General features: G+C 68.2%; 15 protein-coding genes and 1 tRNA gene. 5 read left to right on the top strand and 11 right to left on the bottom strand.

Annotation, left to right across the window (positions count from 1 at the left end):
• Window positions 1-141 precede the first annotated feature (141 nt).
• The 7 genes from ACWEVR_RS18975 to ACWEVR_RS18945 all read right to left on the bottom strand — a co-directional run bounded on the left by ACWEVR_RS18975 (window position 142) and on the right by ACWEVR_RS18945 (window position 11,867).
• Window positions 142-813 (bottom strand): hypothetical protein, encoded by a 672-nt coding sequence (locus ACWEVR_RS18975; protein WP_067642432.1) that lies wholly within the window; start codon window positions 811-813, stop codon window positions 142-144.
• 4 nt (window positions 814-817) lie between these two features.
• Window positions 818-1,243, bottom strand: coding sequence for a thioesterase family protein (locus ACWEVR_RS18970; protein ID WP_067486948.1), 426 nt, complete (start codon window positions 1,241-1,243; stop codon window positions 818-820).
• A 41-nt stretch (window positions 1,244-1,284) separates the two neighbouring features.
• Complete coding sequence (locus ACWEVR_RS18965; RefSeq protein ID WP_452468004.1) at window positions 1,285-6,171, bottom strand: NAD-glutamate dehydrogenase; 4,887 nt, start codon at window positions 6,169-6,171, stop codon at window positions 1,285-1,287.
• A 198-nt stretch (window positions 6,172-6,369) separates the two neighbouring features.
• Window positions 6,370-8,046 carry an energy-dependent translational throttle protein EttA gene (gene ettA, locus ACWEVR_RS18960; protein ID WP_452468003.1) on the bottom strand — a complete coding sequence of 559 codons (1,677 nt, stop codon included), beginning with the start codon at window positions 8,044-8,046 and terminating at the stop codon, window positions 6,370-6,372.
• A 70-nt stretch (window positions 8,047-8,116) separates the two neighbouring features.
• Window positions 8,117-8,686, bottom strand: coding sequence for a single-stranded DNA-binding protein (locus ACWEVR_RS18955; RefSeq protein WP_452468002.1), 570 nt, complete (start codon window positions 8,684-8,686; stop codon window positions 8,117-8,119).
• 128 nt (window positions 8,687-8,814) lie between these two features.
• Window positions 8,815-9,732, bottom strand: a complete 918-nt coding sequence (locus ACWEVR_RS18950; protein WP_084457437.1) for a serine/threonine dehydratase — start codon at window positions 9,730-9,732, stop codon at window positions 8,815-8,817.
• Window positions 9,733-9,785: 53 nt separating this feature from the next.
• On the bottom strand, window positions 9,786-11,867 hold the full coding sequence (locus ACWEVR_RS18945) for a cytochrome c oxidase assembly protein (protein ID WP_452468001.1): 2,082 nt from the start codon (window positions 11,865-11,867) through the stop codon (window positions 9,786-9,788).
• A 134-nt stretch (window positions 11,868-12,001) separates the two neighbouring features.
• Here ACWEVR_RS18945 and ACWEVR_RS18940 point away from each other — a divergent pair.
• From ACWEVR_RS18940 to ACWEVR_RS18930, 3 genes are all read left to right on the top strand, one after another.
• Window positions 12,002-12,075: transfer RNA gene (locus ACWEVR_RS18940), tRNA-Arg, on the top strand.
• 260 nt (window positions 12,076-12,335) lie between these two features.
• Entirely contained in the window at window positions 12,336-12,671 is a 336-nt protein-coding gene (locus ACWEVR_RS18935) for an ArsR/SmtB family transcription factor (RefSeq protein ID WP_452468000.1), read from the top strand.
• Window positions 12,668-13,192 carry an SRPBCC family protein gene (locus ACWEVR_RS18930; protein WP_452467999.1) on the top strand — a complete coding sequence of 175 codons (525 nt, stop codon included), beginning with the start codon at window positions 12,668-12,670 and terminating at the stop codon, window positions 13,190-13,192. Before ACWEVR_RS18935 ends, ACWEVR_RS18930 begins: the two co-directional genes overlap by 4 nt.
• A 50-nt stretch (window positions 13,193-13,242) precedes the next feature.
• On the opposite strand, the gene ACWEVR_RS18925 is transcribed toward ACWEVR_RS18930, so the two are convergent.
• Window positions 13,243-13,794 carry a TetR/AcrR family transcriptional regulator gene (locus ACWEVR_RS18925; protein WP_452467998.1) on the bottom strand — a complete coding sequence of 184 codons (552 nt, stop codon included), beginning with the start codon at window positions 13,792-13,794 and terminating at the stop codon, window positions 13,243-13,245.
• A 110-nt stretch (window positions 13,795-13,904) separates the two neighbouring features.
• Here ACWEVR_RS18925 and ACWEVR_RS18920 point away from each other — a divergent pair, with 110 nt between their 5' ends.
• Together ACWEVR_RS18920 and ACWEVR_RS18915 are read left to right on the top strand one after the other, a co-directional pair.
• Window positions 13,905-14,459 (top strand): carboxymuconolactone decarboxylase family protein, encoded by a 555-nt coding sequence (locus tag ACWEVR_RS18920; RefSeq protein WP_452467997.1) that lies wholly within the window; start codon window positions 13,905-13,907, stop codon window positions 14,457-14,459.
• Between the two features lie 727 nt (window positions 14,460-15,186).
• Window positions 15,187-15,840: an MBL fold metallo-hydrolase gene (locus ACWEVR_RS18915; protein WP_452467996.1), complete on the top strand. Its 654-nt coding sequence runs from the start codon at window positions 15,187-15,189 to the stop codon at window positions 15,838-15,840.
• Window positions 15,841-15,928: 88 nt separating this feature from the next.
• Here ACWEVR_RS18915 and ACWEVR_RS18910 read toward each other — a convergent pair whose 3' ends face one another.
• From ACWEVR_RS18910 to ACWEVR_RS18900, 3 genes are all read right to left on the bottom strand, one after another.
• Window positions 15,929-16,639 (bottom strand): TetR/AcrR family transcriptional regulator, encoded by a 711-nt coding sequence (locus ACWEVR_RS18910; protein WP_452467995.1) that lies wholly within the window; start codon window positions 16,637-16,639, stop codon window positions 15,929-15,931.
• 119 nt (window positions 16,640-16,758) lie between these two features.
• Entirely contained in the window at window positions 16,759-18,969 is a 2,211-nt protein-coding gene (locus ACWEVR_RS18905; RefSeq protein WP_452467994.1) for an acyl-CoA dehydrogenase, read from the bottom strand.
• A gap of 2 nt (window positions 18,970-18,971) precedes the next feature.
• A complete protein-coding gene (locus ACWEVR_RS18900) occupies window positions 18,972-19,850 on the bottom strand; it encodes an SDR family oxidoreductase (protein WP_067642445.1) in 879 nt (292 codons plus the stop codon).
• Window positions 19,851-19,855 lie beyond the last annotated feature (5 nt).

Raw genomic sequence — 19,855 nt, 5'->3', positions numbered from 1 at the left:
TGCCGCCCGGTGGCGTAGCGCGGCCCGGCGGCAAAGTACCGACCGATCGCAAGACGCGGCCCGATCACCTCGCATGGCGCTCGAGTCGAATTCGGCACCTGCGTGCCTGCGGGTTGGCGTCGAGCGCTGCTGCGTGTGAGTTCAGCTGGGCGACAAGGGAATTCCGCCACCCAGGCGGCGAGCGACGGAACCGTAGCGGGCGTCGAGGCGCAGCCAGGTGCGGGTGGTGCGGACGCGAACCAGTTCGGTCGGCTGAATGCGCCGGGATTCGGCCTTCTCCCCCGCGTGCGGGATGAAGTCCATGGCGGTGAGCGCGAAGACGACGCGCATCGGGACCTCGACCGCGAGATCACCCGCGCCGGTCACCGTGAGCACCGACTGGTCGAGCAGGGACGCAGGCGGCCCGTGGGCGCCACCGTGCTCACGCGCCAGATCCGCTCCGCGCTCGGCCAATTCGACGAGCGCGCGGGCAGGCACATCGTCGACGTGGGCGAAGCCGTCGGTCGGCGGAAGCGCACCGCGCCAAGCCGAGTCCATCGAATAGCCGAGGTCGATCGGATGCCCGGTGCCGAGCCCGGCCAGCACCATGTCGGCGCCGACGGTGACATCGTCGACGCCGAGTTCAGCCGTGATCGTGCGCACCGCCAGCGTCTCGAAACCCGTGGCCACCCAGGCGGAGACGAGACTCGAGCCGCGGCGGCGCAACCGCACCACCGCCGCCTGGTCCAAGCGCAATGCCCGCGACAGGAAGGTGGCCAGGTTCTCGCGTTCGGCCGGGTCGGGCGTATGCAGCACGCGCTGTTCGGAACTCACGAAATCAGGCCCGCCACAACGCCAGGTAGTCGCGTTCGGTGTCGGTGAGCCTGCGCAACCGCTGGGTGTCGATGTCGAACGCCGCGAGCTGGGTGGTCGCGGTGACCGCGGGCGGCGAATCCGGTGCGGCGCCACTGGCCCGCACCTCGTAGCCGACGGTGAAGTCGACGGCGCGCAACTGCTTGATCCACATGGCGATGTCGAGCGGGGTGTCCTCGTGGCGCAGTTGTCCCCGGTACTTCACATGCAGATCGACGAGCACACAACCCTGCCTGCCCATCGACGCGGTCGGCTTGTCGTCGTCGAACAGCCACGGAATTCTTGCCTCTTCCAGCAACGTCACCATGCGGGCATGGTTGACGTGCTGGAACACGTCCATATCCGACCAGCGGATCTCGACCTTCGCGTGGAAACGCTGCGGCAGAACCAGCTGCGCTTCGGGCGCGGCGGTGCTGCCGTTCGGCGAACTCGTCACCGTGGTACCTCCGATTGGGCGCCCACCCCGCTCACCATGCTCCGCACCTGTCGCGCGGCGACCGACAGTGTGGCGAGGTCGTGGGTCCCGGACTCGAACAGTTCCGACAGGGCAGCGCGCGCACGACCCAGCCGGGACTGGTTCTTCGACTCCCAGTATGCAATTTTCTCGTCGGGCGTCTCCTCCGGGTCGCCCGCCGACAGCACATCGAGGGTCAGCGAGCGCAGCGAACCGTACATGTCGTCGCGCAGCGCGAGCCTGGCCAGTGCGTGCCAGCGGTCGCCGCGTTCGAGGTGGCTCACCGCCTCGAGCAGCCAATCGATCTTGAGGTGCTCGTTGAGCGCGTAGTACAGCGCGCCCACTTCGGCGCCGTCGCGGTCGGTGATGTCGGCGATGTCGACCACGTCGAGCAGCGGGAAGAGACCGAGCAGTCCGAATACTTCGGTGGCCAGTTCGGTCGGTGCGCCACGGGCGATGAGTTCGGCCGCGCCCTGGGTGAGCGAGGTGACGTGGTGACCGCGCAACCAGCCGGGCACCTGCGGCGCCAGCTCCTGCACCCGCCGGTGGTAGCGGTTGATCTCCGCGCCGACGGCGACGGGCTGCGGGCGGTTGCTCAGCAGCCAGCGCGAGGCCCGGTCCAGGGTGCGCTTGGATTCCAGTTCGAGCAGGTCGCAGACCGAGGCGGGGGCGTCGGCGCTGCGGATGCGCGACCACACATCGTGCAGCTGGAAGATCGCGGTGGCCGCGGCGAACGCGCGAACCGTGTCCGAGGTGGTCGCGCCGACCTCTTCGTTGAGCCGGTGGGCGTAGGTGATGCCGCCGTAGTCGACCACCTCGTTGACGAGCATCGTGGTGACGATCTCGCGACGCAGCCGGTGCTTCTTGATCTCGGCACCGAACCGTTCGCGCAGTGGGGTGGGGAAATACAGCGGCAGCCTGCCCGCGAACGCGGCGCTGTCGGGCAGGTCCGTGTCGAGCAGGTCGGCCTTGAGGCCGAGCTTCACGTGGGCGAGCAGGTTCGCCAGCTCCGGTGAGGTGAGACCGACGCCCTCCGCCTCCCGCTGTTGCAACTCGGTTTCCGACGGCAGCGCCTCGAGCTCACGATCCAGACCACGCCGCTGTTCGAGATCGGAGATCACCCGCGCGTGCACGCTGGCCATCTGCGGCGCGTCGGTGCGGGCGATACCGATCAGGAAGTTCTGATCCACGTTGTCCTGCAACACCATTCGCGCGACCTCGTCCGTCATCGAGGCGAGCAGCGGGTTGCGGTCCTGCGGTGCGAGCGCACCCGCGCTCACCACGCCGTCGAGCAGCACCTTGATATTGACCTCGTGGTCGGAGCAATCGACGCCCGCCGAGTTGTCCAGGGCATCGGTGTTCATCTTGCCGCCCGCGCGGCAGAACTCGATGCGCCCGAGCGCGGTGGCGCCGAGGTTGCCGCCCTCGCCGATCACCTTGATGCGCAACTGGTCTCCGTTCACCCGGACCGCGTCGTTGGACTTGTCGCCCACCTCGGCATTGGTCTCGGTACTGGCCTTCACATACGTGCCGATACCGCCGTTCCACAGCAACTGCACGGGTGCGAGCAGGATGGCGCGCACCAGTTCCGGCGGCGACAGCGCCTGCACCGCGTCGGGCAGGCCGAGCGCAGCCCTGGCCTGCGGCGAGATCGGCACCGACTTCACGGTCCGTTCGAACACGCCGCCACCGGAGCTGATGAGGCTGCGGTCGTAGTCGGCCCACGACGAACGCGGCAGTGCGAACAGCCGCTCCCGCTCGGCGTAGGACGTGGCCGCGTCGGGGTTCGGGTCGAGGAAGATGTGGCGGTGGTCGAAGGCCGCGACCAGCCGGATGTGCCGTGAGAGCAGCATGCCGTTGCCGAACACGTCGCCGCTCATGTCGCCGACGCCGACCACGGTGAAGTCCTGGCTCTGGGTGTCGATGCCCATCTCCCGGAAGTGGCGTTTCACCGACTCCCACGCACCCTTGGCGGTGATGCCCATGGCCTTGTGGTCGTAGCCTGCCGACCCGCCGGAGGCGAAGGCGTCGCCGAGCCAGAAGCCGTAGCGCTTGGCGACATCGTTGGCGATGTCGGAGAAGCTCGCCGTGCCCTTGTCGGCGGCCACCACGAGGTAGGTGTCGTCGCCGTCGCGGCGGACCACCCGCTCGGGCGGCAGTACCGCACCCGTGGCCAGGTCGACATTGTCGGTGACGTCGAGCAGGCCGGAGATGAAGGTGCGATAGCAGTCGATGCCCTCGGCGATACTCGCCTGACGGTCGGCGGCCGGGTCGCCGGTGGCGGCGGGCGGCCGCTTCACCACGAACCCGCCCTTGGCACCGACCGGCACGATCACCGCGTTCTTGACCGCCTGGGCCTTCACCAGACCCAGGATCTCGGTGCGGAAGTCCTCGAGCCGGTCCGACCAGCGCAGACCGCCACGCGCCACCGAACCGAAGCGCAGGTGCACACCCTCCACCCGAGGCGAGTACACGAAGATCTCGAACTGCGGTCGCGGCTTGGGCAGTTCGGCGATTTCTCGCGGCTCCACCTTCAGCGACAGGTAGCCGCGCGGTGCGCCGTCGGCGTCGACGACGTAGTTGTTGGTGCGCAAGGTCGCCTTGATGAGACCGAGGATGGCGCGCAGGATGCGGTCGGCATCCATGCTGACCACCTCGTCGATGCCTGCGCGCACGCGCGTTTCCAGTTCGGCGGCGTGCTCGGCCGAGACGGTGTCGGGATCGAATCGCGCGGCGAACAGGGCGACGAAGTCGCGCGCCACCTCCGGATGCGCGAGCAGGACGCGGGCGATATTGACCTGGCTGTAGGGAAAACCCGCCTGCTGCAGGTACTTCGCATAGGCGCGCAGGATGGCGACCGAGCGCCAGGGCAGGCCTGCCCGCAGCACGAGTTCGTTGAGACCGTCGGCTTCGGCACGGTCGTACCAGACAGCCTCGAACGCCTCGGTGAAGCGGGCGCGCAGACCGTCTGCCTGGCCGGGGTGTTCGAGCAGCTCCGCGTCGAGATCGCCGCCGAGGGCGTTGCGCAGCAGTTCGGGACGGGCCTGCAAGCCGAAATCGTAGATCCAGCGCTCGGTTCCGCCGTCGAGTTCGAGCTGGTAGGGCCGTTCGTCGACGACCTCCACGCCGAGACTCTGCAGCACCGGGAGCACCTGGCTCAACGACACTCCACGCCCGGCGATGTAGAGACTGAACCGCCACGAACCGGGCGCGGCCTCGGACCGGCGGTACAGGTGCTGGTCGATGCCACCTTCGGACAGTTGCACGAGGCGCGCGATGTCGGCCAGGGCGCGGGCGGGTGCGAAGTCTTCCTTGTAGCTCTCCGGCAGCGCCTTCGAATAGCGTGAGACCACGGCGGGGTCGAGCACGGTCGACGACGCGACCTCGTCACCGATCCGGTCGTCCCAGGAGTGGCTTGCCGCGTTCAGCAGCGACTGGATGCGGCGCCGGTTCTCCTCGGAGGTGTCGGGGCCGTCCTGACCGGCGGCCTCGGGCGGCAGCATCACGGTGAAATACACACTGGCGAGCTCGCTTTCGCTCACCCGGGCCGAGTAGTCGATGTCGACGCCGCCGAGTTCGCGCACCAAAATGGACTGCATTTCCAGCCGCACCGCGGTGGTGTAGCGGTCGCGCGGCAGGTACACCATGCAGGCAACGAACCGGCCGTAGGTGTCGCAGCGCAGGAACAGCCGTACCTGCCTGCGCAAACCGACGCCGAGGACCGCGACGGCGGTGCGCCGCATGGTGGCGGTGTCGGCGGAGAACAGTTCGGTGCGCGGGAACGACTCGATCACCTCGAGCATCGCCTGCCCGGAGAACGAGTCCTTGTCGAAGCCCGCGGCCTCGATGGCCGTGCGCACGCGGCGATTGATGACGGGAATGTCGAGGACGTTCTCGTGCACGGCGCTCACGGTGAACACACCGATGAACAGATGCACCCCGACCACCGCACCCGCGTCGTCGACGTCGGCGACCCCGATGAAGTACGGGTACACCGAGCGGTGCACGGTCGCGCGGACCAAGCCCTGCGTGAGCATCAGCAGCGGGCGGTCACCACCGTTGATCGGCACCTGGAAGTCGGTGCCGATATCGGGACGGAGCACACCGAGGCTGGTGCCCGGAACCCGCGCGGAGACGGTGTGGCCGTTCTCGGTCGTGCGCTGGTAGCGCGTGTAGCCGAGCAGGGTGAAGTTCCCGGCGGCCAGCCAGCGCAGCAGCTGGGCGCAGTCGGCGAGATCGACCGACGGGAAGGGCGCGGTGCTCGCCGCGGCGGTCCGGTCGAGATGGTCGGCGAGCGAACTCTGTGCCGCGACCATCGCCTCGGTGTCGTCGATCACCTGACGCACGTCGGCGAGCACCTCGGGCAGGGTGCGTTCGATCTCGTCGAGCTGGGCCCGCTCGGTCGACGGGTGCAACTGCAGATGCATCCACGACTCGGCCAGCCCCTCGGCGCCGTTGCCGTCCACCTCGTGCGGTGCCGCGCCGACGAGCGTGCCGTCGGCGTCGCGAGTGACCTCGAAGATCGGGTGGATCAGTTCGCTCACGCTCACCTGCATGCGGCCCAGCGCCGCCGTGATCGACTCGACCAGCAGCGGCATATCGTCGGTCACCACCTGCACGGCGGCGCCCATGCCCGACCCGTCGTCGGGATGATGCACCTGGACCAGGGCCTTACCCGGCTGCCGCACGGCGGCGAGTTCCATGTGGTGGCGGAAGATCTGGGTGATCCCGGTGATCGGAAAATCCACGTCCCCCGCGTCGACGTGTCGGAAATACGCCTCCTCGAGTGTCGCGAGATCGTCGCGCAAACTCGGTGGCATTCCCGCCGCCCAGCCCGCACTCGACATTTCCGACGAGACCGTCATCTTTCGCCTGCTCCCATGTTTCGGTTGGCTTCGATTCCGTAAAGTCCGGTGACGCGATTCCGAGACTAACGCCGCCGCGCGAGCCGTGCCGTCGGAAATCCGGCTTCCCCGCCGGTAACTTGTGAAACGCCGACGGCCCGGCCGATCGATCGACAAGTCGATCGTCAGGCCGGGCCGTCGATGCGGTCCGCGCGGATATCAGTCGCGAGTGAGCTTGCGGTGCGTAACCCGGTGCGGGCGAGCGGCTTCCGCGCCGAGGCGCTCCACCTTGTTCGCCTCGTAGGCCTCGAAGTTGCCCTCGAACCAGAACCACTTGGCTTCGTTGTCGTTGTCGCCTTCCCACGCCAGGATGTGGGTGCAGGTGCGGTCGAGGAACCACCGGTCGTGGGAGATCACGACGGCGCAGCCCGGGAACTGCTCGAGCGCGTTCTCGAGCGAACTCAGGGTCTCGACGTCGAGGTCGTTGGTCGGCTCGTCGAGCAGGATCAGGTTTCCACCCTGTTTGAGGGTGAGCGCCAGGTTCAGGCGGTTGCGCTCACCACCGGAGAGCACCCCGGCCGGCTTCTGCTGATCCGGGCCCTTGAAACCGAACGCGCTGACGTAGGCACGCGAGGGCATCTCCTGGTTACCGACCTCGATGAAGTCGAGCCCGTCGGAGACGACCTGCCAGACGTTCTTGTTGGGGTCGATGCCCGCACGGTTCTGGTCGACGTAGCTGAGCTTGACGGTCTCGCCGACCTTCACCTCGCCGCTGTCGGGCTCTTCGAGGCCGACGATGGTCTTGAACAGCGTGGTCTTACCGACACCGTTGGGGCCGATCACACCGACGATGCCGTTGCGCGGCAACGTGAACGACAGATCCTTGATCAGCTGACGATCGCCGAAGCCCTTGTCCAGGTGCGACACGTTGACCACGATGTCGCCGAGGCGCGGACCCGCCGGGATCTGGATCTCCTCGAAGTCCAACTTGCGGTGCCGCTCGGCCTCGGCCGCCATCTCTTCGTAGCGACCGAGACGGGCCTTGTTCTTGGCCTGACGGGCCTTGGCGCCGGAACGAACCCAGGCCAGCTCCTCCTTGAGGCGCTTCTGCAGCTTCTGGTCCTTCTTGCCCTGCACCTCGAGACGCTGGGCCTTCTTCTCCAGGTAGGTGGAGTAGTTGCCCTCGTAGCCGATGGCCCGACCACGGTCGAGCTCGAGGATCCACTGCGCGACGTTGTCGAGGAAGTACCGGTCGTGGGTGACGGCGAGCACGGCGCCCGGGTAGGAGGCGAGGTGCTGTTCGAGCCACAGCACGCTCTCGGCGTCGAGGTGGTTGGTCGGTTCGTCGAGCAGCAGCAGGTCGGGCTTGCTCAGCAGCAGCTTGCACAGCGCGACGCGGCGACGCTCACCACCGGAGAGGTTGGTGACCGGCTCGTCCGGCGGCGGGCAGCGCAGCGCGTCCATGGCCTGCTCGAGCTGGGAGTCGACATCCCACGCGTCGGCGTGGTCGAGGAACTCCTGCAGCTTGCCCATCTCGTCCATGAGCTCGTCGGAGTACTCGGTGGCCATCAGCTCGGCGATCTCGTTGAAGCGATCCAGCTTCACCTTGACCTCGCCGAGGCCCTCCTCCACGTTGCCGCGGACGGTCTTCTCCTCGTTCAGGTCGGGTTCCTGCATGAGGATGCCGACCGAAGCGCCGGGCGCGAGGAACGCTTCACCGTTGTTCGGCCGGTCCACCCCCGCCATGATCTTCAGCACGCTGGACTTACCCGCGCCGTTCGGGCCGACCACGCCGATCTTGGCGCCGGGCAGGAAGTTCAACGAAACGTCGTCGAGAATGACCTTGTCGCCGTGCGCCTTGCGAACTTTGATCATCGAATAAATGAACTCAGCCATATATGGAAGCCTATCGGTGCGGGTAACGGGGGTGCGATGCGGAGCGGGGGCCGGTGCCGCGGACCTGCCCTCAGGCGTCGACCTGCGCGGGAATGCCTTCGATCGGCATCTCGTCCGGCGATCGCGCCGGGAGGGAATCCGCCGCGGACGTAGAGGCTACGGCAGAATGGTCGTCGGGCGCATACTCGCCCTCCGCCCCCGGCGGTGCGGCAGCCGACACTACAGCGCCCTGATCGCCCGAAATATTCCGTACCACGTGCGGGGTGAACCGCGCCGCCTCCGAGCGTCGCTGGATCGTGGCACTGCACCGGCCGAGGTCAGGTCCCACCGCGACGGCGCGCATCTCCAGATCACGACGTTCGCCGCCGTCCTTGCCCCGGTATTCGTGCGAACGCAGCTGACCGTAGGCGATCACCGGGTCGCCCCTGCGCAGTGATCGATCGACCCCGGCCACCAATCGGCGCCAGCAGCTGACCGTGAGATAGAGCGTGCCCGCATCCACCCATTCACCCGCGCTCGGATCGAACCGGCGCGCCGTGCTCGCCATCCGGAACGACACCACCTGCTCCCCGTTGGCCAGATCCCGCCGCACGGGATGGTTGACCACCGTGCCGATCACCGTCGCATTCGCCTCGTACATCGAAACCGCCCCCGCTCAGACATTCGGTGTTGTTGCTCTGACCATCCAAGAATGGCGCAGGCGAGCACCGCCGATCCGGCACCGCCGACATCTGGGGACAACTTCTCGGGTTGTGGATATCTGCCGTGTCAGAGCATGGGGAGTTCGGTGTTCGCCCCACACAACACCACGATCGGCCGCACGCCGGGCTCCGGTTTGTAGGCCCCGCTCTGCACCGCAGCCAGCGCGGACGCGCCCTCGAGCTCGACGACCACCCGGAATTCGCGCCACAGGTATTCGCGCGCACGGGTCACCGCGTCGTCGGCCACGCCGAGCGCCCGCATCTGCTGCCTGCTGGCGATGTCGTAGGCGATATCGCCGACCCGGGTCGCGCACATCGGTTCGTCGCCCGGGGACGGCGCGGCGACGTCGACCGGCCTGCCCGCCGCGAGCGCGGCCGACAGCGCGGGCGTGTGCTCGGATTCCACCCCGACGATCTGACGTCGCCTGCCGAGCGCGGCACCGAGTCCGGCGATCAGCCCGCCACATCCCACGGCGGCCAGCACCGGCGGCCGCCCACGCACCTGTTCCTCCAGCTCCAGGCCGATGATGCCCGCGCCCGCCACCACCGCGGGAATGTCGTCGGCGCGCAGGTGCCCGGCGCCGCGTTCGGCCGCCAGGGTCACCGCGTGGCGCTCGGCCTCGGCGAAGGTCGCACCGTGCCAGAGCACCTCGGCACCGTGTGCCCACATGGCCGCGACCTTGGTGTGCGGTGCGGATTCGGGCACGACGACCGTGCATTCCTTACCGAGCTGCGCCGCTGCCAGCGCGAACGCGATCCCGGCGTTGCCACCCGAGGCGACGACAACGTGTCCGGCCGACTCCTCGGCCAGCAGCGCGTTGAACGCGCCGCGCACCTTGAAGGTGCCGCCGTGCTGCAGGAACTCCATCTTCAACGACACCGGAACCGGTCCGTCGGGCCCGTCGACGCTGGTGTGGAACACCGGTGTCTTACGTACCCGCCCCGATAATCGGCGCCGAGCCGTCCGCACGTCGGTCCGCAGCACACGCGGGGTCCCGACCGGTCGGCTCGTCTGGCTCGCCGGTATACCGCATTCGGTCACGGACGCACCTCGCGGTCGCGGCGCGCGAGTTCGGCGTACATCGCGTTGTAGGCGTTGAGTTCGGCGTCGTTGTCGCGGTCGGCCGCGCGGTCGGTGCGCTTGGCGAGCCGCTGATCGCTGCGTGACCACTGGATCAGCAGCGCAAGCATCACCACGACCAGCGGCACCTCACCGCTCGCCCAGGCGAAGCTGCCACCGTTGCGCTGATCGGCGAGCAGGTCGATATTCCAGCCCAGATCGAGGGTGCGGTAGAACCAGCCACCGAGGACGGTCGTCATGCTCATCAGAGCGATACCGAAGAAGGCGTGGAACGGCAGGGTGCCGAACACCATGGCCAGCTTGGTCAACGGCGCCACCTCACGCGGTTTGGGATCGATGCCGATCACCACCCAGTAGAACAGATAACCGCTGATGAGGAAGTGCGCGTTCATCATCAGATGCGCCGCGTGCGAATCGACGGTGGCGTCGAAGATCCCACCGAGGTAGAGCGCGTAGAACCCGGCCACGAAGATCACCGAGGCGACCACCGGCTGAGTGAGGAACCGCGAGACCGGGTTGTGCACGGCCGCGAGGATCCATTCGCGCGGACCGGGAATCCCGCCGCGACCGGCGGGCGTGAGCGCGCGCAGGGCGAGGGTCACCGCACCGCCGAGGGCGAGCAGGATCGGCGCGAGCATCGACAACGCCATGTGCGCGCCCATGTGCACGCTGAACATGGCAGGCGCGTACCGGCCGACGCCCGAGGAGGTGGCGAGCAGCAGCACGAGGCAACCGCTGACCCAGGCGATGGTCCGGCCGAGCGGCCAGGCATCGCCGCGGGCGCGCAGCCGGTGCACACCGAGCAGGTACAGGGCGGCGAGCACGATGGCAAGGGTGCCGAAGATCAGGTCGAACCGCCAGTCGAACAGCAGCCTGCCGACGGTCGGCGGGCCGTCGACGGTGTAGCCCAGTTCCACTTCCGTCGGCGTGGGGATGGCCGTCGGTGGCGGAGGTGGGGTGCGTCCGAGTCCGACGGCGAGGCCGATCGTGGCGGCGAAGATCAGCATCTCCACGCCGGCGAACCGGATCAGCGCCGCGCGATCGCGCGCATCCGCGGCCAGCGCGGGCAGTGCGGCCCGTCGCTGCAGGAAGCCGAGGCCCGCGAGCAGCACGAGTGCCGCCGTTTTGGCGAGCACGAGCCTGCCGTACGTGGTGGTGAACAGCTCGGCGGCAGGCACCCGGACCCAGGCGTTGATCACACCACTGAGCGCGATGACGACGATCGCGACGGTCGCGGCCAGCGAGAAACGCCGGGCGGCGACATCGGTATCGGCGCCGCCGCGCATCGCGTGGGCGAGCACCGCGACCAGCCCACCGACCCACACCGCGGCCGAGATCATGTGCAGGATGAGCGAGTTGGTCGCCACGTCGTGCGAACCGCCCGAGGACGAGTGCCCGGTCAAAGCCAACGGCATCATGGTGCCGATCGCGAGCGCGAGCAGGATCGGCGTCCAACTCCAGCGCAAGGCCAACCGGCACCCGATCGCGAGAACGAGGGCGAGCACGGTGGTCGTTCGCCACGCACCCGCCACCTCGACCTGGGCGATCACCGGCCACAGCACCTCGGGCCGCCAGATCGAACCCACCGGCTGACCCGTCGTATCCGACACCGTCAGCGGCACGAGCAACGCCGCGCACACCGCCCAGACGATCGCCGCGTCCGAGGCCCGTCGCACGGCCCGGTACCCGCCCGCCTCGAGCAACCCGCTGTCTTTCGGCGGCAGCAGGAACGCCGCGAACAGCAGGGAGCCGACCGTCACGGCGGCGGACAGGTCGGCGAGGGCCCGCAACGCGGGCAACCCGTACGTGGTGAGCGCGCCGGGATCGGGGATCCCCAGCAGACTCAGCGCCTGCGCCGCCGACAACGCGACGACGATCGCCGCGACCGCCGCGGCCATCGCCCCGGCGATCGCACCGAGCGCGCCGAACGCCCGCCCACCCGCCGAGGAACTGCTGCCCGTCGCGGCCGCCCGATCCGTCTCCGCCGGTCCAGCGCCGTCGCCGACGGTTCCTGCGGAGCGGTCTTGCGATAACGACATGTCAACGAGGGTAGTTCGACCTGCTCCCCCACGCGCCCATGGGGCGTCGCTCCCGACCCCGCCCACCACCCGGTCGGTCGCTATACTTTTCGCGCTGGACACCGACGCCGACATCGACAAAGGTGAACGCGTCTGCCTCCGTAGCTCAGTTGGATAGAGCAAGGGCCTTCTAATCCCTAGGTCGCAGGTTCGATTCCTGCCGGGGGCGCATCATTTGCGCAGTTCAGGGGCGTTTTTGGGGAGCTGTTCTCCAGAACGTTCCCTGAACCGCCTGCGCCACGAACATCGAACTCCCCGGTACCCGCAGCCCAGGTCGTGACGAACCGGCCTGCTCGAGACGGTCACCGCGGACGACGGATGCCTCGTACAGCGCCTGACTTCGCAGCGCGTTCACCACTCACAAATCCGCCGACCATTGACGGCACCCAGGTCTTGCGTACCTTTATTTGAAAGCGCACACTTACGCAAGTGGAGGCTTTCAAAGATGTGGATCCGGGGATTCTGGGCGATCCGACTCGCAAGGCGATCTTCGAGCGTCTCGCCCGGCGGCCGTCGTCGGTGGGCGAGCTCGCCGAAACGCTGCCGGTCACCCGTCAAGCGGTGTCGCAGCACCTGCGTGTCCTGAAAGAGGGCGGTCTGGTCGTGGCGACCCCCGACGGCACCAAACGCATATACCGCATCAATCCCGACGGCCTCGCCGCGATCCAGGCCTACTTCCAGAACATCTGGGACCAGGCTTTGACCGCTTTTCAGAAGGCCGCCGACGCGGCCGCCGACGATTTCGAACAGGAGAATCGACCATGACCACTGGACAACGGCCCGTCCTGGCAGGCAAAGCCACCGTCGCGATGAGCCCGGAGCGGGCGTTCGAGTTCTTCACCGAATCATTCGGCAGCTGGTGGCCCGCGGCCTACCACATCGGCAAAAGCGAGATGGCCGATGCGATCCTGGAGCCCGGCGAGGGCGGACGCTGGTACGAACGCGGCGTCGACGACACCGAATGCGACTGGGGCCGAGTACTGGTCTGGGAACCACCGCACCGGCTCGTGGTGACCTGGCAGATCAACGGCCACTGGGAATTCGACCCCGACCCGTCCCACGCCAGCGAGATCGAAGTCCGCTTCACCGCCGAAGGGCCCGAGCAAACCGCTGTCACCCTGGAACACCGCCACCTCGACCGCCTCGTCGACGGCAAAGCCATCCAGGACACGATCGTCGAACGCGGCGGCGGATGGAGCACCCTGCTGGAACTGTTCGCCGAGACCGCGCAATCCTCCCGACACGGAACCCCTGACACGGTCAGCGGCGGAAGTTTCCGGCGCTGATCAGGGAAAATTCCGCGATCCGGCACCCTGGCGCATAACCGATCCGGTCGTCAGAGGATCCGCTCTGCGATGCGCCGTGCGCGCTGGGCGGAGTCGAGGTCTCCGTCGAGATGGGCAGCGGCGATCGCACCGTCGAGGAGCTGGACGAGGCCGGCGGACAACTCGGAATCGCAGCGGTCGCCGAGGATCTTCGGGAACAGGCCGTTGATCCAGGCGCGGTGATAGGCGACGGTCTCGCGAATTCCGTCGTGAAGGGGGTATTCCGCGGCAGCGTTGACGAAGGGGCAGCCGCGGTAGCCCGGGGCGTGGAACATCTCGTCGAACAGATCGAACACGGTCAACGCCTGCTCGACGGCGCCGGCGGCACGGCGGGCGACTTCGGATTCGACACGAGCGCGCCAATTGTCGGTTCGGCGGCGCAGATACGCCTGCACCAGGTCTTCCTTCGTTCGGAAGTGCACGTACATGGTCGATTTCGAGACGCCGCTCTCGGCGATGACCCGGTCGATGGCGACAGCGCGGATCCCCTCGGCATAGAACATCGCGTCGGCGGTATCCAGGAGTCGCTGCTGTACGGACGGGGGGCGGGTCGACGTCGTCACCACACGATCATATCGAACGAACTAGTTCGTTTGACAGCGGTGTCGGTGGGGCTTATGTTTCCTTCGATCGAACCGAACAGTTCGGTTCGATTCTGGAGGATGAGGACGTCATGTCTCGTGTGAATCTGATCGATCCCGCTAACGCGACCGGCGCTGCCGCCGAGCAGTTGGCAGCCACTCGCACCACCATGGGCGTGGTGCCGAACATGGCGAAGGCGCTCGCGAACAGCCCGGCAGCACTGCGCGGGTTCCTCGGCATGTTCGGCGCGCTGAAGGCGGGGGTGCTGAGCGCGCCCGATCAGGAACGGATCGCCCTGGCTGTCGCCGAGGCAAACGGTTGCACCTACTGCCTGTCGGCACACAGCGCGGTCTCGCGCAATGTCGTCAAGCTCGACGAGGCCGAGATCCAGGCCGCACGTCGCGGCGAGAGCGCGGATGCGCGTAGCGCGGCGATCTTGCAACTGACGCTGGCGGTGGTGCGGCGTCGAGGCCACGTCGGCGACGACGAATTCGAGGCTGCACGCTCGGCGGGACTGTCGGATGAGGAGATCGTGGAGGTGGTCGCGAATGTCGCTCGCAACATCTTCACGAACTATGTCAACGAAGCTCTCGGCGTCGACGTCGAGTGGCCGCTGGTCACACCGCTGCCGACAGTGACCGCCTGACACCGATTTCAGGGCATCGAAGACCCTTACCAGCCTCGTTGTGCCGGCGGGCGCGGGCACAATGGGTGACGCTGATCCTGCCCGCCGTGCTCGATATCGCCCCGATGCTGGTACCGGTGGCGGCGACCGGAACGCGGCAGTGGGAGTTCCGGGCCGGAATCCTTCACCGGCCGAGGTGATCACGCGCGGGCCGAGCCGAAGTCGCCGAGCGATGTCGCGGCTCGGCCCACCGCAGAAACGTGCAATCGAGTTGCGCGCGTTGGGTTTTAGTCCTCTTTTGCGACAACGAGTTTGGACTCGCCCGGGTTGGGAGGGGTCCGGTAACGGTCGCCGTGACCGGTCTGGTGACGCTGTCGTGGTTCACCAGCCTCGTCGCGATGGTCGGGGTGGGAGCGCGACCGGCCTGTCCGGGGTGGCCGCGGTGCTCGCCGGGTTCCCGGTACTGATCGTCGCGGTCGTCACCGCGATCGCGGGCACGCGGCTCGTGATTCCGTTGCGGCGATTCTTCCGCGACAGCGCGCAGCCGCGCTGCGGCACCGCGCGGAATCGGTCGCAGCTCGACAATGCGTTCAGATGGCGCCCTCCGTGTGACATGCTTCGTTATGCGGATCATTCGCATCTCGCTGCTCGTCGCACCTCGCTTCTTCAACACCCTCCACCTCGTCGGCCTGAACAGTTCCTCCGGGGACAGACAGCCGACGTCCCCCTTCGCCAGAACTGGAGCAGGATGAGCGTTTCGATTGCGTCGCTGGGACATTCGACGGTGCGGCTGACCGGTGAGGACGGCGTGGTCGTGGTCGACCCCGGCGTTCTGGCGCCGCCGGAAGCCTTCGCCGACGTCGCCGCGTTCCTGGTCACCCACGACCACGACGACCACGTCGACATCGGACGAATGACTTCCGCGCTGGCCACGCGGCCCAGGACCCGGGTCCTTGCTCCGCAATCAGTTGTCGACAAACTGGCCGCCGCAGGCGCCGAAGCTCGGCAGCTGGAACGAGCCGACGAGAACAGGCGTTTCGATCTCGCGGGCCTCGGGGTGCGGGCGATTGTGGGCGAGCATGCCGCGATCCATCCCAGTTTGCCGAGCTCGCCGAATGTCGCCTACCTGATCGACAACCGGATTCTGCATCCCGGCGACGCCTTCCCGCCCCTGCCCGGCAACACCACCCTCGACGTGCTGTTCCTGCCGGTGAGCGGGCCATGGATGAGGTACGCCGATGCCGTGGACTACGTCGACGCGACCCAGCCGAACATCGTCGTCCCCATCCACGACGGCGATCTCAACGACATCGGTCGAACCCTGACCGATCAACTGGCGGGCCTGCTGCCCGAGAAGGTGCGCTACCAGCGGCTCGCAATCGATACACCGATCACCGTCTGAACCTGTGTCGACCATATCTACACCGGGTTCATCGAGCCGAGTTCGCCTGGCGTCTCAGGGGACGTATCGGGCCGCGAGACTTGGTATCTCAGTCGTCCTGGTCCGGGCCGAAGAGGTCGGCGACCGGGGTTTGGGCGTCGACGGCGACGCCGATGTCGGCCAGGGTGACGGCGATCGTGTTGACGATCCAGCGTTGCAGGACGCGTGACAGTTCGTCGGCGGTGAGTGGTTGCATGCCGCGGCTGAGCCAGCGGTTGACCGAGTTGTCGACCATGCCGACGAGACCGAAGGCCATGGGCTCGGCGACCTCGGTTGTGCCGCCGTGGCGGGCGATGCTGATCGCGAAGAGGCGCGCGGTCTGCACCGCGACGGCGGTGCGGGCGTCGGAGACCGACGGGGAGCTGCCGACGACCCGTTTCGACCCGGCGGCCAGGAATCGATGCAGGTGAGGATTGGTGACGATCCAGCCGATATAGGTCTCGACCGCCCTGGTGACCGCGTCGCCGACGGTGCCCTCCGGGCTGAGCACCGGGGTCAGCCGGGTCATCAGCTCGGAGATGATCCGGGTGCGGACCTGTTCGTCGAGGTCGTCGCGGTCGCCGAAGAGGCGATAGACCACAGAGCGTGGGACGCCGGCCCGGGCGGCGATGTCCTTGACGCCGACCCGCGCGCCGTCCTCGCGGATGGCGACGACGGCGGCGGCCAGGATCTGGTCGCGCCGTTCGGCCTTGTGCCCGTCCCACCGCTGCGATCGACCATCGGACGAGGTAGCGGGCGCGGCGGATTCCAGATTCGGCACAGTCGGACCCTACACCGCGAGGTCGGACGGGGATTTGCCCGCGAACAGGGCATCGAGGCAGCGCGGGTGCTGCCCGGCCGTCACGTGATGACAGCCGGACAGCAGACCGATCGGCATGGTTACGCGCTCGGCGCCGCGTCGCGCGGCAGCCCGAGCATGCGCTCGCCGATGACATTGAGCTGCACCTCGGTCGTGCCACCGTAGATGGTGGTGGCGCGACCGGCGATGAGCTGTTCCATCGCGTGATCGCTACGCTCGCCCGGCACCGAGACGACACCGGCGACACCGAGTTCGGCGACGATGAACTCCGAGATCGCCTGTCCCAGACCCATACCGAGCAGCTTGCCGACGCTCGAGGTGGTGGAGACATCGATGCCGGACAGCTGCTTGAGCACCACCCGGGAACCGATCACGTCCACCGCCCGGCTCTCGGCCATCAGCTCGCCGACCCGGTAGCGGGCCACCGGCGACAGCTCGCGGCCGACCGCGAACCGCAGCAGGTCGGTGTCGGTGGCGTAGGCCTCCATCTTCTGGCTCAGCGCCACCCGCTCGCCCGCCAGGGTCGTGCGGGCCACGTGCCAGCCGTCGTCGACCGCGCCGACCACGTTCTCGTCCGGGATGAACACGTCGTCGAGGAACACCTCGTTGAACAGCGCCGATCCGGTCATCTCGCGTAGCGGACGCACCGTGATCCCCGGGGTCGCCATGTCGAGCACGAAATAGGTGATGCCCTCGTGCTTCGGCTTGTCCGGGCTGGTGCGCGCGATCAGCATCGCCCACTGCGCGAACTGCGCGACCGTGGTCCAGATCTTCTGGCCGGTGACCCGCCAACCACCGTCGACCTTGACGGCCTTCGTGGTCAGGCTCGCCAGGTCGGACCCGGCACCCGGTTCGCTGAACAACTGGCACCACACGAGCTCACCCCGCAGCGTCGGCACGACCAGTTCGCGCTTCTGCCGCTCGTCACCGTGCGGGACGATGGCGCCAACCGCCCAGGTGCCCATCAGCAACTGCGGCATCGCGATACCGGAGGCCTTGATCTCCTGTGAGATCACCACCTGCTCGAGCGGCGAGGCCGAACGGCCGTACGGGCGGGGCAGGTGCGGCAGGTTCCAGCCGCCGTCACCGAGGGCGACGAGCTGGTCGTCCTCGTCCTCGATCGCCGCGATCTCGGCCAGCTCGGCCCGGATACCCGCCCGGATCTGCTCGGCTTCCTCGGGCAATTCGAGTTCGTTGGAGAGCGTGATCCCCGACAGCGCGTACCCGGCGACAGCCTCGGCCCGTTCGTCGCGCCCGCCCAGCTGACCACGCAACGCGAGCGCGCGCCGGTAGTACAGGTGCGCGTCGTGTTCCCAGGTGAAGCCGATACCGCCGTGCACCTGGATGCAGTCCTGGGCCACCTCGACGGCGGCGTCGGGAATGATCAGCGCGGCGATCGCGGCCGCGTAGTCGGCGGTGTCGTCGTCGCGATCCAGCGCATAGGCGGCGTCCCACAGCACGGCGCGCGCCTTCTCGAGCGCGATGCCCATGTGCGCGCACTTGTGCTTCACACCTTGGAACTGCCCGATCGGACGACCGAACTGCACGCGGCTCTTGGCGTACTCCGCCGCGGTCGAGACACACCACGACATCACGCCGACGGCCTCGGCGCCGAGCACGACCGCCGCCACCGAGCGCACCCGGGTCGAGGTCACCGTGAGCACCCGCTCGGCCGGCACCTCGACGGCGTCCGCCTGCAACCGCCCGGCACCGCGCAGCACGTCGACGTTGTCCTGGGTGCTCACGCTCAGCTCGACATTGTCGAACGCGACCCACTGCCGGTCACCGTCGACGGTGACCGGCGCGATGAGCACATCCGCCGACAACGCCCCGACGACACCGTCGGCCGTGCCGTCGACGATCAGCACGCCGTCGCGCAGCACACCCGTCAGCGACGACGACAGCGCCACCGCACCGGTCCGCGATCCGTCGGCGAGACCGGGCAGCTGGGCACGCGCCCACGCTCCCCCGTCCTGCGCGAGCACCGCGCTCGCCAGTGCCGTCGGCACGAACGGCCCGGTGTGCAGGCCGCGGCCGAGCGGCTCGAGGGCGACAGCCAGCGTCAGCAGGCCCGCGCCCTGCCCACCGAGGTCCTCGGCGATGTGCAGGCTCAGCAGGTCCTGCGCGACGATGGCGTCCCAGTAGGGCAGCTTGCCCGCATCGGTGGATTCGACTGCCGCACGGACGGTTTCGCTTGTGATGGTGCGCTCGACGAATCCGCTCACCGCGTCGGCGAGGGCCAGGTGGTCCTCGCTGACGCCGACGCCGAGCTCATAGCTGTTGCGCGCCATGACTAGCTGGTCTCCTTCAGCTGCGCGGCGACCCCGTCGATGGTCCACGGGCCGTCGGTCTCGACCGTTCGCACGTCGTGCCAGCCGCCGAGTTCGATGATGGCGCCGCCCTGCACCGCGAAAACCTTGCCGGTGAGCGGGCAGTCGGCCTCCGCCAGGTGCGCGACCAGCGGGGAGATGTTGGCCGGGGAGAACGGGTCGAACTCGCCCTCGGGCACCTCGGCGGCGAACAGCGCGCCCATGCCAGGGGTGGCCAGGGTGAGCCGGGTGCGCGCGATCGGGGCGATCGCGTTCACCCGCACGCCGTAGCGCTCGAGCTCGTCGGCGGCGACCAGCGTCAGCGCGGCGATACCCGCCTTGGCGGCGCCGTAGTTGCCCTGGCCCGCGTTGGGCATGAAGGTGCCCGAGGCCGAGGCGGTGTTGATCACCGACGCCGAGACCGGGTTACCGGCCTTGGTCTGCGCCTTCCAGTACGCGGCGGCGTGGTGCAGGGTGGCGGCGTGGCCCTTGAGGTGCACGGCGATGACCGCGTCCCACTGGGATTCCTCCATGCTCGCGATGAACGCGTCGCGCAGGATGCCCGCGTTGTTCACCAGCACGTCGAGCGAGCCGTACTCGCTGATCGCCTGGTCGACAAGGGCTTTCGCGCCCTCCCAGGTGGCGATGTTGTCGGTGTTCGCCACGGCCTGCCCGCCGGCGGCGACGATCTCGTCGACCACCTGCTGGGCGGGCCCGGCATCGGTGCCGGTGCCGTCGTTGGCGCCGCCGAGATCGTTGACCACGACCTTGGCGCCCTCGCGGGCGAACAGCAGCGCGTGTTCGCGACCGATACCGCGACCGGCACCGGTGATCACCGCGACGCGACCGTCAAGCTTTCCCATAAGTC

The organism is Nocardia sp. NPDC003979 (genome assembly GCF_053605015.1).
The sequence above is the reverse complement of the archived record's forward strand: the minus strand, read 5'-3'. Positions and strand labels throughout refer to the sequence as shown.